We start from the raw sequence: 17,346 nt of genomic DNA on the forward strand, positions 1-17,346 counted from the left end.
GCTACGAGCTACGAGATACGAGCTACGAGCTACGAGCTACGAGCTACGAGCTACGAGCGGAAGAGCGGAAGAGCGGAAGAGAGAAAGAGAGAAAGAGAGAAAGAGAGAAAGAGAAGGGAGGCAGGGAGGATGATATTGCGTGCCTGGCTGCGTCGGCGAGGTACCGCTATGAATGCCTGGCAGCGCTGGCCGGACGGCCGCCACGATAGTGGCCGCGAAAGCTATCGCGACAGTGGCCGTGGGCCGGATGAGTCCAGGGTGGGGAATTTTGAGCGATTCTCGTGGTCCGAGATGTAGTGATGGCTGTCGCCGGTTGGTATTTTTGGTGACTATTTCCAAGCATTCAGCGCCATGCAATGCCTTTCAATGCTTGCCGTGACCGTTGGTAGTCAAAGAAGGGTGGCGGTATTGATGATTTCTGGGGTGTTTTTCGCTAGACTCATGCGCTGTTTTAGAGAGCCACGGCACTATTTCCCGCCAGCAAATTTATCATCCCGTTCAACGCTGGCTCAGGCCGTTTTTCATCAGACTTTATCGACCCGCGATCGGGTCGTTTTTCAGGATGTTTAATAACCTATTATGTCTCGTATGATGGATGAACGTGAAAAACTTCGTAAGTTTCGGGAACTCGATGATGCCTTTGCACAGGCCCTTCGTGAGATGGATGGCGGCTCCCGCCCGGCATCGAGCAAACCGGAAGCGCCGGCCGCTCACCCTGAGTTCGAGCTGCGCCTGCAAGGTTTGATGGACGAGTACGCATTGAGCCAAGGCTGCGTGCACACCATGCTCAGCACGCTTTTGGAATTCAAGAAGATTGTCTAGCAGAAACAGGCTTTCCCCGTTTTATGACTGCTTTTAATAATCGAAAGTCGTATCGATGACCATTTCGCACTGGTCATCGATAAGTGTCGTCTGAGTGATAATGTTATCCGAAAATAATAAGTTTTTATTTTCCGTGCTGATTGTCGCCTCGTTAGTGGCTTTGATGGTTTGATGGCTTTTTCGGAAGTTATAAAGGACCTAAAAAGATAGTCACTAAAGGATTTTTCACGGCTTTAGACTCTGAGGGGCGTAAGTCCGTAGGTCAGTGGATTGACGATTTCTTCCAGTTTACCTATTTGCGGAAAATCATCGGCTACGAGTATGTAGTTAAGATTCATGTCCAGGAAATTCAAGTTCTTGACGACGGCGACCTTCATTGGAATACCCTTCGCGTCGATTTCCATGATCCACGCCAGATATCCTCTGGAAAACTTCGCCAGGCTGCCGATCGGATACAACCCGTACTGCTGGATATACTCGACGAGCAGGCTTTTATCGTAGGCGCCGGAGGCGTCGTTGATCCAGCGGTAAGCATCCAGTGGCGGCCTTCCCGGGTTGCCATTGCGACCGTGGGTCAGTTTGTTGACGGCTTTGATAACCGAAATCGTCTTGACGAGACTGGAGAGATCTTCGGACGATTTGCCTTGAGGATAGCCGGTGCCATCCAGCCGTTCATTGGCATTTTCGAGGATATCGTGACAGACCGGGCTGGGCGACCATTCCAGGACCGAGAGTCTTTTCAACAGCGTGGTCGAATGGCCTTTGAGTATCGCTCTCTGGCTGGGTGTCATGTGGGCTTCGAGAGAGGGCAGCTCGGGACTGATAAGCAGCGGTTTGCCCAGCGTATGCATGAGAGCGCCGACAACGGCCTCCCTGATCTGCGGAGAGTGGGGATCCTGCGTGATCAGCATATCCGCCAGTTGCCCCGCTACCTGCACGGCATGCCTGACCCAGTCCGGCTCCATCAGTAGCGAGGCCAGATCATATAGCAGCGCCTTGCGATCTCGCATCGCCATATCGATCAAACGGTCAGCACTGTCGTAGAATATCTTTTCGCGGAAATTGGTTCCGGCCTTGATGAAAAGAAACCCTATTTGAATCTGATTGGCGATTTCGGCCACGCCACGCTGGATAGAGGGTTTCATTTTACCGCCTTGGCTATGGGACTGACGAAATTCCTTGTCCTTGTTGTTCGCGATGAACAGGGGCGAATGATTCGTGATTTTCTGGTTGGTGCCACAGCGGTAAGCGGCTTCTCTTTCAGCATCCCTGACGTGCTGATAGATGGCTTCCTGCTGCTCGGAGTTCATGTTGATGAACTGTATGCCGACGGCGGTATAGCCCTGGCTGCCGATAGGCCGAATGTGCCGGATTTTGCCTTCCGAGAAAAAAGTCTCACCGTTAGGAAATTCCAGGGTAATGCCAGGAAGTACCTGATCGACCGTCAGGGCAATACTGTTGGCTATCGGAATCTCCAACAGACAACCGCCGATGGACAGATTATGCAGGAAGCCGTTGATACTCAGGCTGTGACGATAGACTTCCAGCCTGACGTCGGCATGCATTCCTAACACGAAAGGCACGCGAGCAGAGCGGCCGATACCCGCGCCGGCAATAGCGTCAGGTAACTGGCATTCGAGTCGGTAGCTGAAAGTATCGGTTTTCAATATCTTCGCCGGTGCCGAATAAACGCTGTAGACCTCTCGGTTCTGAGGGGCCGTGGGCTTGGCGGCTTCGATATCGAAATTGAAACTACCTTCGTTGGCATACCTCTCGATATCTATATCATTGAGTTGGACTTTCAAGACTATTCGGCCGGAATCCTGATCGATATCGAGGATGTCGGCTTCAATGGAATAATCTTCGTTCTCCGAATAGACCGATAGCTTGTGCTGGTACTGCGTCAGTGACCGAATGACTCGGGCGGAGAGGTTGGGGGCGCGTGAGTTGCCATTCATAAGTCACCCTGCGTTGGTCGTGTATTTTCTTTTTTTAATAGCTCTTGAGCAAAGCCGCTTAAGTATAGTTTGGTGATGCCGGTCAGCGGTCCGCTGCCTAATCCGCATTCTAGGTACTCCCTCAAGCATAGGGAAGATAGGTATATGGATTTTGCTATCGATTTCGACGATACACAGCCAAACTACTTTTTTCGTTGGTCGTCCTTGAGCGCAATCGGGTTCGGACGAATCAACTCGATGTCTATAATCGAAGTTAACTTAGCTGGCTTGACCGGTCGGATTGTTGCTCTGAGCCGAATCGACCGAACCAACCAACGCCAATGCTGTAGCGTCTTGAGGGCCAAAACCGTTTACCCTGACGACTGGGCGCGATGCCTGGCGGTGCCTGGATGCATCGAGTTAGATATCGTGGCCTGTAGGAGAGAGCTCGATGCAGCAGCTATCTGTTCCAGCGAAGCCAAGGATGCGCGCATGCTGATCCCCGTTGTTCTGGCCGGTGGTTCCGGCACTCGCTTGTGGCCGATGTCGCGGGCGAGCTATCCCAAACAGTTTTTGCCGATCACCGGAACGCGCAGCATGCTGGTGGAAACCCTGGCGCGTTTCGAACCGCTGGCGCCGGGGGCGCCAATCGTCGTGTGTCAGGAGGCGCACCGGTTTGTGGTGGCCGAGCAACTGCGAGAGGCCGGCTGGTCGGCGGATATCCTGCTCGAGCCGGCGATGCGCAACACCGCGCCGGCCATTGCCCTGGCCGCGCTACAAGCCATGAGCCGTGATCCGAACTCGGTGATGCTGGTGTTGCCCGCCGATCATGCCATCGCCAACCCCGAGGCTCTGATCCGTGCCATGACCCCGGCGCAGGCAGCGGCCGAGCAGGGCAAGCTTGTGACCTTCGGTGTAAAGCCGACGCGTGCGGAAACCGGCTACGGCTATATCGAAAAACGCACCGATACCGATACCGGGAGCGCCCCCGGGACGAGCGAGTCACTCGGTAACGATAGCGCGGAGCGAGCGGTGCCGGTCGAGCGCTTCGTGGAGAAGCCCGATGCGGAGACGGCGCAGCGGTATCTCGATGGCGGTCGGCATCTCTGGAACAGCGGCATGTTCGTGATGCGTGCGGACCGCTACCTACGAGCACTCGAGCAGCATCGGCCGGCCATGCTGGCGGCGGTGACCCGCGCCTGGGAAGGCCGTCAAGCCGATCTCGACTTCCTGAGAGTCGGCGTCGAGGCCTTTAGTGCCTGCGAGGCGGAGTCGATCGACTGCGCGGTGATGGAAAATACCGCGGATGCTAGCGTGGTAGCGCTGGATGCCGGCTGGTCGGATGTGGGTTCATGGCAGTCGCTGTGGGAGATATCGGCCAAGGATGACAACGACAACGCGCTGCGCGGCGATGTGATCGTCGATGACGTTTACGGCAGCCTGATCCACAGCGAAAGCCGACTGGTGGCGGCGGTCGGCGTCCGTGATCTGATGGTGATCGAGACGCCGGATGCAGTCATGGTCGCCCATCGCGATGCCGCCCAGGCAGTCAAGCGGATCGCCGAGACGCTCAGGCATCAAAATCGGCCGGAGTGGGACCATCACCGCCGTGTGCATCGCCCATGGGGTAGCTACGACGGCGTGCATCGCGCCGAGCGTTATCAGGTCAAGCGTATCAGCGTGAACTCCGGCGGCCGGCTGTCGTTGCAGAAGCATTTCCATCGCGCGGAACACTGGATCGTGGTTCGCGGCACAGCGCGAGTGACGTGTGGCGACGAAACCTTCCTGCTGGAAGAGAATCAATCGACCTATATACCCTTGGGCGTTGTCCATCGGCTCGAGAACCCGGGCAAGATCGAACTGGAGCTGATCGAGGTCCAGAGCGGAAGCTATCTCGGCGAAGACGATATCGAGCGGTTCGATGACGTCTACCGGCGGGAGTGACCACTAGTCTCGATCATGATCCTGGCTGAACAGCGTGGCCTTGACCGTCGCCCTGGGCCTGATTCGGTGTATCGCCCTGTGTGACGCCCTGCGCATTGCTCAGAATATCGCCAGAGTGTCGCTCTGTGCCTAGCCCCTCACCAGCGAAGCGGCCGAATCCGATAGCGGTGGTTGCGGCGCATTGCCGCCGTCGCGTTGTGGCATATCCAGGCGCACGGTCGGCAGGTGCTCGGGATAATTCCGGCAGATGAAGTCGATCAGACCTTCACGGATCTCGCAGCGTAGATCGAAGGTATTGGGGCCGCCGCTACTGCTGATCAGCACGCGAAGTTGCTTGTTGCGCTCGGTCATCTCCAGCAATTGCACCTTGCAGACCCGGCCGGTCCAGAACGGCGACGCCTCGGCGATCCGCTGGCACTCGGCGCGCAGCGGCGCCATCGGCAGGTGATAGTCGGCGTAGAGAATGACCACGCCGATGAGATCCTTGTCGCGCCGGGTCCAGTTCTCGAAAGGGTGGTCGACGAAATAGGTGATCGGCAGGACGACTCTCCGCCAGTCCCAGGTGCGCACGACGGCGTAGGTCAGCGTCAGTTCTTCTACCCAGCCCCATTCGTTCTCGACGATGACGGAGTCATTCAACTGGATCGGCTGGGTCAGCGCGATCTGGATGCCGGCGATCAGGTTGCCCAGCACCTTCTGCGCCGAAAAGCCGAGCACCACGCCCAATATCCCCGCCGAGGCCAGAATGCTGGCGCCCAACTGACGAACCTTGTCGAACACCATCAGCATCGAGGCGAGCGCCAGAATGATGATCACGAAATTGATCAGCTTGCGCAGCACCGTGATCTGGGTATGGACCTTGCGCGCGATGGCATCTTCGTCGTCGAACTTGTAGCGCTCGCTCAGCGCGCGCTCGCTGATATTCACGCCGTGAATCAACACCACGGCGATGGCGCCGATCAGAATCAGACTGGTGAGATCGTGCAGCGCCGAATCGAGACTGACCGAGGTGATGAAAATCGGAAAGAGGGAGAAAAGCACGAGGATAGGAATCAGCGCGGCCAGGCAGCGCGCCATGAACGGCACCAGGAAGCGTTCCAGTATCGAAGTACGCGAATCGCCCCAGCGGTCCATGGTGTTGACCAGCCGCCGAGCCAGGCGGATCAGTAGCCAGACGCCAAGCAGCGCGGCGCCGAAATGCGCCACGGTCATGATCAACGAGTGGCCCTCGACTTCATCGGGAATCAGGAAGTAGCCGGCGCCGAATAATCCATAGATCCACAGCACGCCCACTAACGGCGGATGTACCGCTTTTGCCGTCGTGCCGAGCAGGTGCAGGCGGCCATCATCGAGCCGCCGCAAGCGAAAGTGGATATATTTGAGCAGCGCGTGGGCAACGACGGTCGCGCCGAGAATGGCTGCCGCCGTGATCCAGAACGGCAGCGCATCGAGCCAGCTTGCGATGAGGGTGTTGATGAACGTCGCATTGAGGACGGATTCGTTCATGGATGAGCCTGTTATTGATGTTGTCGACTCATTCCAGCTTAGGCGCTTTGGCTACGACTTTCGTCGCAAATTGCATTTCTCTGATCGCCGCAAATGGAAAACGCGCTCGCTCGGGGCTCGAGCGAGCGCGTCCGGCGGGATGTCCCGGTTACTGGGAAAGGCCAATCTGGCGCGAGATATCAGTGATCTGGGCGATCTGGTCGTTGACGAACGTCGTGAAGGCCTGGCCATGCATCTCGAAGGGCATCAGACCGTTCTGAGACATTACGCCTTTCCACTCGTCGCTGGAGTACAGGGTATCGATGGTGTCGACCCACCAGTCGTAGGCGTCGTCGGAGACATCCGCCGGTATATAGAAGCCACGCCAGTTGGGGGCGACGGTATCGATCCCCTGTTCCCGCGCCGTCGGCCATTCGTGCAGCTTGCCGGGCAACCGTTCTTCGGAAAGGATCGCCAATGGCCGCAGGTCACCGGACTCGATAAAGCTGATGACTTCCGAAATATCACCGGTGAAGGCGTCGACGTGACCGCCCAGCGTCTGTGTCACCGCTTCGCCGCCGCCGTTGTATCCCAGATAGGTAATGCGCGCCAGATCGTCCACCCCGGCCTCGTCGGCGGCCATCAGCAGCTTCAGATGATCCCAGCCGCCGGTGGCGGTGCCGCCGGTAAAGCTCACCGCACGAGGATCCTTCTTGAGCGCCTTCATCACCTCGGGCAGCGATTGATAGGGAGAGTCCGCGGCGACGGCAATCACACCGTAGTCGGCGCCCAGCGTGCCGATCCAGTTGACCATGCTGGCCTCCATGCCAGGAAACTGGCCGCGAGCCAGACCGGTGGTGGTCACGGTGCTGGCGGCAACGATCACGTTCTCTTGGCCGGCGCGCTTCTGCACCACGTAGGAGAAACCGACGCCGCCGCTGGCACCAGGCATGTTGATGGTCTGGACGTTGCCGTCGACCAGTCCGAGATCGGCGAGAACGCGTCCGACGGAGCGACAGGTGAAATCCCAGCCGCCGCCCGGGTTGGCCGGAGCGATGCAGTCGATCTTTCCGGTCTGTTCGAAAGCCTGGGATGTACTGGCTACACCCCAGAGTAGGCCTCCAGCAATGAAAGTGATCAGGGTGGATCGAATCATGGCGTTCTCCTTCGTCTTGTTATCGGTCTATATCGCTCGGCAAAGAGCAACTGGCCCAGAGCCCTGGTCGATGAAGGCCGTGGTCGATGAAGACTGTAGCGAGCGGCGTCAGGAGACAAAATTGTTATTTGAACAAGCGACCCTTCGCGGTTTCCGAAGGATTTGCACCTTGGTCGTAACCTTCACGATCCCGAATCGCCAGGGGGTTCAGCGTCTCGCGTACTGACACCGGCCAGATGCTCGACCATCTGGCGGGCGATCAGGGGCAGCGCCTCCAGGTCGCGCACGCCAATGACCAGCTCGCGTTCCGCCCAGGCGTCGACCAACGGAATCGTCGCCAGCGACAGACTTTCGCGATAGGCCGCAACGGCGCGGGCGGGGAGAATCCCGATCCCCATGCCACGGTCGATCATCCGGCAGATGCCTTCGAAGCTGCGCACCTGAATGCGCATTCTTAGCGGTCGCGCCAGGCGCTGAGCGTCCTGGTGTAGCAGCGCCTGAAGTGAAGAGTCCTGCTCCAGGCCGATGAAGTCGTAATCCATCGTGTCGGCAAATGCCAGACTCGTCCGGCTGGCTAGCGGGTGATCTCGCGCGGTAACCAGTACCAGCCGATCCCTTCGGTAAGGGCGAATCAGTAGTCCTTCGGCGGGGGTATGTCCCGAAAAGATGCCGATGTCGGTCAGGCCGTCGCGCACCGCCGCGATGATCTCGTGGCTCAGGCGCTCCTGCATGTCGATGCGAATCTGCGGATAGCGCCAGGTAAAGTCGCTGAGGTCATCGGGGAGAAACTCGATCACCGCCGAGGTATTCGCATGCAGGCGCACGTGCCCCCGGATGCCCACGCTGTACTCGCTGAGATCGGCATTGAGATGGTCCAGGCTGTCGAGCATGTGTCGGGCATGATGCAGAAGCGCATGGCCGGCGGGCGTCAGTTCGACGCCGCGAGGACGGCGGTAGAGTAGCGTCGTCGATAACTGGGTCTCGAGGTCGCTGATTCGTTTACTGACGGCCGCCAGTGCCAGATGCTCGCGCTCGGCGGCGCGGGTCAGGCTTCGCGAGTCGGCGATGGCAACGAACAGCTTGAGCGTCGTGAAGTCGAGTCGTTTCATGGCGATGGCGCCTGCGTGCGGCAATGATCGCCTCACTCTAGCGTTCGCGATCGGCGAAGCCTAGCTTGACGATCGCCTAATTGTTGCTCGCCTCTGACTGAGTCAATCTTGGTCGGGCGAGGTCTGCTGGATGAGTAGCGGATCTTAAGTGATAAAGGAGATCGACATGGCGGCCAGCAACGACATGGCAGTCAACGGCAATGCGCAGGCGCTAGCGGGACTCAAGGTGGTGGAACTGGGTCAGCTGATTGCCGGCCCTTTCGCCAGCAAGCTGCTGGGCGAGTTCGGTGCGGACGTGATCAAGATCGAGCCGCCGGGAACGGGGGATCCGCTGCGCAAGTGGCGTGTGCTCAAGGATGACACGTCACTGTGGTGGCACGTCCAGACCCGCAACAAGCGTTCGCTGGCGCTCGATCTGCGCGCCGAGGAGGGCCAGGAGATCGTGCGGCGTCTCGTCGATGAGGCGGACATCGTGATCGAGAACTTTCGTCCCGGCACGCTGGAGAAGTGGGGGCTGGGTTGGGAGGCGCTGAGCGAGCGCAACCCGGGCCTGATCATGGTGCGCATCTCCGGTTATGGTCAGACCGGCCCTTATCGAGACCGTCCGGGATTCGGCGTGATCGGCGAGGCGATGGGCGGCTTGCGGTACCTCTCCGGCCATGCCGGACAGCCGTCGGTGCGTGTGGGGATCAGCATCGGTGATTCGCTGTCGGCGCTGTACGGCGTGATCGGCGCTTTGCTGGCGCTGCAGGAGCGTCATCGCAGCGGCCGGGGCCAGTACATCGATGTCGCGCTCTACGAATCGGTATTCGCGATGATGGAGAGTCTGATTCCCGAGTACGACGGCGCCGAAGTGATCCGCGAACCCAGCGGCAGCGCCTTGCCGGGGATCACGCCCTCCAATGCCTATCTCTGTGCGTCGGCCGAGGGTGAGGGCGAGGGTGAGGGTGAGGGTGAGGAATACGTGCTGATCGCCGGCAATGGCGACAGTATCTTCAAGCGTTTGATGGCGGCGATCGGCCGTCAGGATCTCGCCGACGATCCACGCTTCGTGCATAACGACGGCCGCAGTCGTCACGCCGAGCTGATCGATGGCGCCATCGCTGACTGGACCCGACAGCACCGGCGCGATTACGTGCTCGACGTGCTGGAGAGCGCCCACGTGCCGGTCGGCTACCCGTATACCGCGAAGGACATCGTGGCCGATCCGCACTATTTAGCTAGGGAGATGATCGAGACCATCCAGCTGGGCGGTGGCGAAACGCTCAAGGTGCCGGGCGTACTGCCCAAGCTGAGCCGGACGCCGGGTCGCATCGACGGGGGCGGACCGGCGTTGGGTCAGCACACGCAGGATGTGCTTGACGAACTGGGCATCGACCGCGAGACCCAGGCCAAGATGCGTGAAAAAGGAGTGATCTGATGACCGATTTGATGCCTGGTTCGACGACCGGGACGAACGCGCAGTCCCGCGTCACCATCAACGATGTGGCGCCGCGGGACGGTCTCCAGATCGAATCACGATTCGTGCCGACGGAAGAGAAAATTCGGCTGATCAATGCGCTCTCCCGCACTGGCCTGGCCAAGATCGAGGCGACGTCGTTTACCTCGCCCAAGGCGATTCCCAGCCTGCGCGATGCCGAAGAGGTGATGCGGGGGATCGAGCGTGTACCCGGAGTCGACTACGTCGTGCTGGTGCCCAACGAGAAGGGTACCGAACGCGCGTTGGCCTGCGGCGTCGACGAGATCAATCTGGTGCTGTCGGCCAGCGACAGCCACGGTGGCGCCAATCTGCGCATGACGGCCGAACAGTCACTCGAACGCTTCGCCAACATTCTCGAGATCACCAGAGGCAGTAACGTCTTCGTCAACGCTTCGATCTCGACGGCATTTGGCTGCCCGTTCGAGGGTGATGTGCCCTTCAAGCGGGTGCTCGGGATTACCGAAAAACTGCTGGCACTGGGCGTTCAAGGAATTTCGCTATGCGACACTACCGGCATGGCCAATCCGCGCCAGGTTGCCGACCTGTGTCGTGAAACGTTGAGCCGCTGGCCGTGGCTGCCGTTGACGCTCCACTTCCACAACACGCGCGGCATGGGGCTGGCCAATGCGCTGGTGGCGTGGCAGAACGGTGTCACCCGCTTCGATGCCTCGTTGGGCGGCCTGGGCGGCTGCCCTTACGCGCCGGGTGCCACCGGTAACGTCTGCACCGAGGACTTAGTGCACATGTTCGAGCAGATGGGCGTGGACACCGGCGTGGATCTCGAGCGTCTGATGGCGGCCGCCGAGCTGCTGCCGGCGATGATCGGCCATGAGGTGCCGGGGCAGGTGGTCAAGGCCGGCACTTCGGATCGGCGATATCCATTACCGGAAGCGGCTGGCGGCTGATTTCGTCCGGTGTCATGCCGCTACCGCATCGCGCTCGTGAACCAGACGACCGTTGGCCCAGGTCGCCGCGACGGTGCGATCGTCGCCCAGCATCATCATCGCGAACAGGCGCTCCGAGAGCGTCTCCGTCTGGGAAAGCCGGCGTGACATCAATGACGTCGCGTCCGGGTCGAGCACGACGATATCCGCCTCGAAGCCCGCCTGCAGGCTGCCGATCTTGTCATCAAGGTGCAGTGCCCGCGCGTTGCCTAGCGTGAGCCGATAGAACCCCTGCCAGCCGGTCAATGCCTGACCGAGTAGTGCGCCGACCTGATAGGCGCCTTGTAAGGTGCCGAGACCGGATAGTGTGGTTCCCGCACCGACGTCGCTGGCAAGCGATGTCGTAAGACCCGCATCACGACACGCCAGCCGATCCATCAGTCCGCTACCCAGAAACAGGTTCGATGTAGGGCAGAAGGCGATATTGGCGCCACGCTGGGCCAGGCGGCGGCGCTGATCGTCATTCAGATGGATGCCGTGGGCGAAAGTGCTGCGCGGGCCGACGAGGCCATAACGCTCGTAGACATCGAGATAGTCCCGGCTTTCTGGGAACAGTTCCGCGACCCAGGCCACCTCGCCACGATTCTCCGATAGATGGGTCTGTAGATAGAGATCGGGGGCGTTGTTCAGCACGCCGCCCACGGCGTCGAGCTGCTCGCGGGTGGAGGTCGGCGCGAAACGTGGCGTCAGCGTGTAGCTCAAGCGGTCGCGGCCGTGCCAGTCGGCGATCAGACGTTCGCTGTCACGTACACCGCCCAGCGTATCGTCGGTGAGGGCGTCCGGCGCGTGACGATCCATCAGCACCTTGCCGGCGATCATGCGGAGCTGACGGCGCTGAGCGGCAGTGAAGAAGCTGTCGACCGACACCGGATGCGAAGAGCAGAACACCTGGGCTGTAGTGGTGCCGACACGCAACATCTCGTCCAGGAATCGCTCGGCGCCGGCCTCGGCATAAGCGGCATCGGCGAACCGGCATTCGGCCGGGAAGGTGTAATCGTTGAGCCAGTCGAGCAGCTCGCGACCGTAGGACGCCATGATGTCGAGCTGAACGTAATGGACGTGGCTATCGATGAAGCCGGGCATCATCAACTTGTCGCGATAGTCGACGACCTCGATACCGGGAGGCAGCTGGTCGGCGAGTACCTCGAAAGGCTCGACAGCCCGGATATGCCCGTCGACGATCCAGATCGCGCCATCCTCGAGATAGCGCGTGGTGGCGGCCAGCGGCGTCGCTTCCTCGCCGGGATCGTCGAGGCAGGTGAAAAGCGGGCCGCGCAGCAGACGTTGGTGAGTGTTCATGGTCATTCTCTAGCAGGATCTTTGACGAATGGGGCGCTCTCGAGAGGTTCGAAAGCGGAGAAGGTATTACGCAGGGTTGCCGGTGCGATGCCTCGCTGGGCCGGTTTGCTCGACGGTCGTGGCTGGGCCAGCAGCTCAGCGGCAACGCTGATCGCGATTTCCTGCGGACGCTTGTTGACGGTCGAACCCAGGCCGATGGGGCAGCGAACCCGGGCCAGCGCGGTATCGTCGAACCCGGCGGCGGCCAGGCGCGAGCGAAAGCTGGCCCATTTGCTTCGCGAGCCGATCATGCCGATGGATCGCCATGCCTCTTGGCTCGAGTTTGTTCGAGATAGTAGTGCCGCGATCAGCGCACGATCCTGGGCGTGATCATGGGTCATCACCAGTACATGGCTGGCGGGCGGAATCGCCGCCACGGCGCGGTCGATGTCTTCGGCATTCGGGATCAGCTCCATCGGCCGAACGCGGGTGGGGTAACCGTTGTGGCCATCTTGCAGCGGAAACGCCTCGGCCCGGCTATCGTACCAGTCGATGCGCCAAGGTAACGGCGCCAGCAGTTCCACCAGCGCCTGGCCGACATGCCCGGCGCCGAACAGCGTCAGATGGCTCTCCGCACCGGCGAAGATTTCGATCAGCACGTGGACGAAGCCGCCACAGCACTGACCGGAGCGACCGCCCAGCGGAAACGCTTCGAGATAGGTGCCTGCCGCCACGGGCATCGCCTTCAGATGCCGGCGAGCGGTCTCGATCACCTGCTGTTCGAAGTGGCCGCCGCCCAGGGTGTCGATGACCTCCGTCGGGGTGACGACCAGCTTGGCCCCGGGCTCGCGCGGGGTCGAGCCGGCGGCGCCGACCACGCTAGCCAGGGCGTGGGGTGCCGCGCTTTCCTGCAGTCGATGCAGCGCGGCGTGCCAGGTTTCGGGATGGTCCAGGGGGTCGAAAGAGCCCCGAGTCTCGAGCGAGTCGCCAGCGCTCATGGCGTCGCTCCGGTGTTCGAGTTTTCGGCTTCCGGCTTTTGGGCGCTCGGCTTTTGGGCGCGCAACGCTTCGGCGGCCATCAATACGCGTTCCGGGGTGGCCGGGGTATCCAGCGGCGGGCTGACGCGATAGTCGGTGAGGCTCGAGAGCGCGTCGCGCAGCGCCGACCACACCGAGATGCCCAGCATGAACGGCGGTTCGCCCACGGCCTTGGAGCGATAGATACTGGCCTGGGAGTTGGGATGGCCTTCGAGCAGTTCGACGTTGAAGATCGGTGGCAGGTCACCGAACGTTGGGATCTTGTAGGTGGCGGGGCCATCGGTCAGCAGACGGCCGTCGTCGTTCCACTTCAGCTCTTCGCTGGTCAGCCAGCCCATGCCCTGAATGAAGCCGCCTTCGACCTGGCCCAGGTCGATCGCCGGATTGAGCGAATCGCCGACGTCGTGAAGGATGTCGACGCGCTCGACGCGGTACTCGCCGCTCAGGGTATCGATACTGACCTCGCTGACCGACGCGCCGTAGGCGAAATAGTAGAACGGCCGCCCCTGCCCGCTGTCGCGATCGTAGTGAATCAGCGGGGTGGAATAGAAGCCGGTCGCCGACAGCGAGACCCGGCCAAGATAGGCGGCCTGGATCAGTTCTCCCCATGACACCACGGGCGTCGACGCGCCGGTGTCGGTGACGAGCTTGCCGTTCTCGAGACGCAGCCCTTCGCGGTCGAATTGATAGTGCTCGGCGGCGAAATCGAGCAGGCGCTGGCGGATCTGGGTAGCGGCATCGCGTGCGGCCATGCCGTTGAGATCCGCGCCGCTGGAGGCCGCGGTGGGCGAGGTGTTGGGTACCTTGTCGGTGCGGGTGGCGCTGATTCTCACCGAGTCGAAATCGATACCGAGCTCCCGGGCGACGACCTGACACACCTTGGTATGCAGACCCTGGCCCATTTCGGTTCCGCCGTGATTGATCATCGCGCTGCCATCGGTATAGACGTGAAGCAGGGCACCGGCCTGATTGAGATGCTTGGCAGTGAACGAGATGCCGAACTTGACCGGCGTCAGAGCCAGGCCACGTTTGATGATCGGGCTGCGATGGTTGAACTCACGAATCGTGTCCCGGCGCTGCCAGTAGTCGCTACTGCGCTCCAGTCGTTCGATAATCTCCACCATCAGCGGATGCTGGTCGACGTGCTGGCCATAGTGAGTGGTGTCACGCCCTTCGCGGTAGAGATTGCGCTTGCGTACGGTCAGTGGATCCTGGCCGACATGGCGGGCGATATCGTCCATCGCCCGTTCGACGATCATCATGCCCTGGGGGCCGCCGAAGCCGCGGAAGGCGGTATTCGAGGCGGTATGGGTGCGGGCACGATGGCCGGTCACGCGTGCCTCGCCCAGCGAGTAGGCGTTGTCGGCGTGGAACATGGCGCGATCGACCACCGCTTCGGAGAGATCCGGCGAATGGCCGCAATCGCCGATCAGGGTGATATCGCCGCCGACGATCACGCCGTCACTGTCGAAGCCCAGCCGGTAACGATTGTGGAACGGGTGGCGTTTGCCGGTAGCGCGGGTGTCGTCGGCCCGCGGCAGGCGCAGGCGTATCGCGCGTCCCGTGCGGCGGGCCAGCAGCGCCGCCATGCACGCCCAGGGCGCGGCCTGAGTCTCCTTGCCGCCGAAGCCGCCGCCCATGCGGCGATTCTCCACCGTCACCGCGTGGAACGGGATATCCAGCACCTCGGCGACCAGTTTCTGGGTCTCGCTGGGATGCTGGTTGGAAGTGTAGACGGTGACGCCTTCATCTTCGCTGGGCACGACCAGGCAGGCCTGGCCTTCGAGGTAGAAATGTTCCTGACCGCCGACGAACTGCTCGGCCTCGAGCACGTGGGGCGCGTTCGTCAGTGCCTGCTGCCAGTCGCCGCTGACTTGCACGTGGGTCGGGCGCACGAATTCGCCGGCCTCGGCGGCGGCAACCGGATCGAAGCGGGGCGGCAGCGGCTCGATTTCGACGACGGCCGCCCGGACGGCGCGGCGTGCTTCGGCATAGCTGGTGGCGGCCACGGCAAACAGCGGTTGCCCGACATAACTCACTGTCTCGTCGGCGAACATCGGGTCGCCTGGGAACACCGGGCCGATATCGCGATGCCCGGGAATATGCTGCGCCGCGATGACGTCGACGACGCCGGGCATCTCGCGTACCGGGTCGAGATCGAGTCGCGTCACCCGCCCATGAGCGATCTGACTCAGACCGACCATGGCGTTCAGCGTACCGTGAGGCGCCGGCAGATCATCGATATAGCGGGCGCGACCGGTGACATGCTGGGTACCACTTTCATGAGCTTGGGCGTGCTTGTTGGCCTTGGCTGATGGGCGCGGCGTGACGGTGTCACGGGCCACCGGCTCGTCGCCTTCGAGGCGGCCGGTCTCCCGATCCGGCTCCGATAACTCGGATTCGATCTGCGCTTCCAGCGACGCCTCGGTATCTTTCCGTGGCGCTGCGGTATCTTTCCGTGGCGCTGCGGTTTCAGACTCGGACCCAGCCGTTACGGTCGTGGCACGTGAGGAGTTGAACAGCCGTTTAGTGAGCGTACGCATCGAGAGCCACCTCCGGCGTCGGAACGTTCGAGTCGGCCCGGGCCAGCGTCAGCCGCCAGCGTTCGAGCAGATTGACCGCGGCGGTGAGGCGATACTCACGAGAGCCGCGGGCATCGCTCATGGGCGTGAGTGAATCGCGCAGCGCCTGTTTGGCGATCTCGAAGGCGTCTTCGCCGGGCGCCTGGCCTTCCAGTGCCGCCTCGACGGCCTGGAGCCGCAATGGAGTCGCCGCCATGCCGCCGAAGGCGACGCGTACGTCCGCGAGAACGCCGTCCCTCAATCGCCAGCGAAAAGCGCCCAGCAGTGTCGAAATATCGTCCTCACGGCGTTTGGAGAGTTTCCATACCCGCAGCTCGTGATCGGCCCGGGGTTGGGGCAGATAGATGGCGGCAACACACTCGCCGGGCTCGAGCGCAGTCTTCTTGTAATCGAGGAAGAACGATTCGAGCGGTAATTCGCGGATACCCTCAGGGCCGGCCAGACGCAGCCTGGCATCCAGCGTCAGCAGCACCGGTGGGGTATCGCCGATCGGTGAGGCGTTGGCGATATTGCCGCCCACGGTAGCGCGGTTGCGAATCTGGTCCGAGCCCAGCCGGGTCAGCAGATGCGCGAACGCCGGATAGTGCTCGGCCAGCAGCGGCTCCCATTCGCGATAGGTAACCGCCGCACCGATCCACCAGCCGTTGGCCTCCTCCTCTATCTGGCGCAGTTCCCGTACCTGACGCAGATCGATCAACGTATCGAACCGCTCAAGGCGCTGGGTCACGTCGAGCCATAGGTCCGTTGCACCGGCCACCAGCGGCGCCTCGGGATGGCGTTGCATCGTGGCGATGAGCTCGGCCAGCGTGGCCGGGGTCTGATAGCCGGGAGTCGACGAGTCGTCATCGGCTTCTGCGGGTTGGCGAGTCAGCGCGCGAATCTGCTTCTCCAGCGCCGGATCGTCGGCCCAGGGCGGCCGAACGTCGGCGCGGTCGCCCATGCTCAAGGCGGCATCCCGAATCGGGCGATAGCCGGTACAACGGCAGAGATTGCCGTCCAGGCTGGCTTCGAGTCGGTGAGGATCCAGTGCTGCATCCGGCGTCTTGCGCTGCTGCTCGTGCAGGGCGAAAAGTGACATCACGATGCCGGGCGTACAGAAGCCGCACTGGCTGCCATGGCACGCCACCATCGAGGCCTGCGCCGGATGCAGCGCGTCACCTCGAGCGAGACCTTCGACGGTGATCAGGTGCGCGCCCTGAAGCTGGTGAGCCGGCGTGATGCAGGCGTTGGCCGTGCGATAGGCGAGTGCTCGGGGGGCGCCTTTGGGATGGCCGTCTTGGGGATGGCCGTCTTGGGGATGGCCGTCTTGGGGATGAGCGATCGCCACGGTGCAGGCACCGCAGTCGCCGGAGGCACAGCCTTCCTTGGTACCACACTGGCCGAGCGGACCCCGTAGCAGTTCGAGGACGCTGGTGTCGGGGGTGACGGCCACTCGTTGGGGTTGGCCGTTGAGAAAGAATTCGATCATCGGGGACCCGTCGTTATCATTGTCTTGGTCAATGCGAGAAAGCGGTTCGTCAAAATCCTGACCGATCGGTCAACTTTGAACAGCGTCTTCGATTCCAGCCGCGA

The 17,346-nt window shown here is 61.5% G+C and carries 13 protein-coding genes; 5 read left to right on the forward strand and 8 right to left on the reverse strand.

Features of this window, described 5'->3' with window-relative positions; translation table 11 throughout:
• Together BTW08_RS19265 and BTW08_RS17405 are read left to right on the forward strand one after the other, a co-directional pair.
• The coding region (locus tag BTW08_RS19265; RefSeq protein ID WP_210403271.1) for a hypothetical protein at positions 1-209 on the forward strand (209 nt) is incomplete at its 5' end.
• 370 nt (positions 210-579) lie between these two features.
• Positions 580-822, forward strand: a complete 243-nt coding sequence (locus BTW08_RS17405; RefSeq protein ID WP_246837788.1) for a hypothetical protein — start codon at positions 580-582, stop codon at positions 820-822.
• 233 nt (positions 823-1,055) lie between these two features.
• Here BTW08_RS17405 and BTW08_RS17410 read toward each other — a convergent pair whose 3' ends face one another.
• Complete coding sequence (locus BTW08_RS17410) at positions 1,056-2,780, reverse strand: HD domain-containing phosphohydrolase (RefSeq protein WP_075563771.1); 1,725 nt, start codon at positions 2,778-2,780, stop codon at positions 1,056-1,058.
• A gap of 471 nt (positions 2,781-3,251) precedes the next feature.
• On the opposite strand from BTW08_RS17410, the gene BTW08_RS17415 reads away from it, so the two are divergent.
• Positions 3,252-4,703, forward strand: coding sequence for a mannose-1-phosphate guanylyltransferase/mannose-6-phosphate isomerase (locus BTW08_RS17415; RefSeq protein WP_075563772.1), 1,452 nt, complete (start codon positions 3,252-3,254; stop codon positions 4,701-4,703).
• A gap of 129 nt (positions 4,704-4,832) precedes the next feature.
• Here BTW08_RS17415 and BTW08_RS17420 read toward each other — a convergent pair whose 3' ends face one another.
• The 3 genes from BTW08_RS17420 to BTW08_RS17430 all read right to left on the reverse strand — a co-directional run bounded on the left by BTW08_RS17420 (position 4,833) and on the right by BTW08_RS17430 (position 8,453).
• The gene (locus tag BTW08_RS17420; protein ID WP_083627960.1) at positions 4,833-6,209 is read right to left on the reverse strand and encodes a mechanosensitive ion channel domain-containing protein; all 1,377 of its coding nucleotides are present in this window, start codon (positions 6,207-6,209) and stop codon (positions 4,833-4,835) included.
• Positions 6,210-6,357: 148 nt separating this feature from the next.
• Positions 6,358-7,344, reverse strand: coding sequence for a tripartite tricarboxylate transporter substrate-binding protein (locus tag BTW08_RS17425; RefSeq protein WP_075563773.1), 987 nt, complete (start codon positions 7,342-7,344; stop codon positions 6,358-6,360).
• 182 nt (positions 7,345-7,526) lie between these two features.
• Positions 7,527-8,453 (reverse strand): LysR family transcriptional regulator, encoded by a 927-nt coding sequence (locus BTW08_RS17430; protein WP_075563836.1) that lies wholly within the window; start codon positions 8,451-8,453, stop codon positions 7,527-7,529.
• A gap of 184 nt (positions 8,454-8,637) precedes the next feature.
• Between BTW08_RS17430 and BTW08_RS17435 the strand changes: the two genes are divergently transcribed.
• Positions 8,638-9,873, forward strand: coding sequence for a CoA transferase (locus BTW08_RS17435; RefSeq protein ID WP_139313709.1), 1,236 nt, complete (start codon positions 8,638-8,640; stop codon positions 9,871-9,873).
• Positions 9,873-10,838, forward strand: a complete 966-nt coding sequence (locus BTW08_RS17440; RefSeq protein ID WP_246837789.1) for a hydroxymethylglutaryl-CoA lyase — start codon at positions 9,873-9,875, stop codon at positions 10,836-10,838. The genes BTW08_RS17435 and BTW08_RS17440 overlap by 1 nt, the downstream gene beginning before the upstream one ends.
• A 12-nt stretch (positions 10,839-10,850) precedes the next feature.
• On the opposite strand, the gene guaD is transcribed toward BTW08_RS17440, so the two are convergent.
• From guaD to xdhA, 4 genes are read right to left on the reverse strand one after another with little or no spacing between them, the layout of a single operon-like run.
• Complete coding sequence (guaD, locus tag BTW08_RS17445; RefSeq protein ID WP_075563775.1) at positions 10,851-12,182, reverse strand: guanine deaminase; 1,332 nt, start codon at positions 12,180-12,182, stop codon at positions 10,851-10,853.
• A complete protein-coding gene (gene xdhC, locus BTW08_RS17450; RefSeq protein ID WP_075563776.1) occupies positions 12,179-13,153 on the reverse strand; it encodes a xanthine dehydrogenase accessory protein XdhC in 975 nt (324 codons plus the stop codon). The genes guaD and xdhC overlap by 4 nt, the downstream gene beginning before the upstream one ends.
• Positions 13,150-15,735: a xanthine dehydrogenase molybdopterin binding subunit gene (xdhB, locus tag BTW08_RS17455; RefSeq protein WP_083627961.1), complete on the reverse strand. Its 2,586-nt coding sequence runs from the start codon at positions 15,733-15,735 to the stop codon at positions 13,150-13,152. Before xdhB ends, xdhC begins: the two co-directional genes overlap by 4 nt.
• Positions 15,719-17,242 (reverse strand): xanthine dehydrogenase small subunit, encoded by a 1,524-nt coding sequence (gene xdhA, locus BTW08_RS17460; protein WP_075563777.1) that lies wholly within the window; start codon positions 17,240-17,242, stop codon positions 15,719-15,721. Before xdhA ends, xdhB begins: the two co-directional genes overlap by 17 nt.
• Positions 17,243-17,346: the final 104 nt, after the last annotated feature.

This window comes from Salinicola sp. MH3R3-1, assembly GCF_001937155.1.
In the GTDB taxonomy this organism is placed as follows: Bacteria; Pseudomonadota; Gammaproteobacteria; order Pseudomonadales; family Halomonadaceae; genus Salinicola; species Salinicola halophyticus.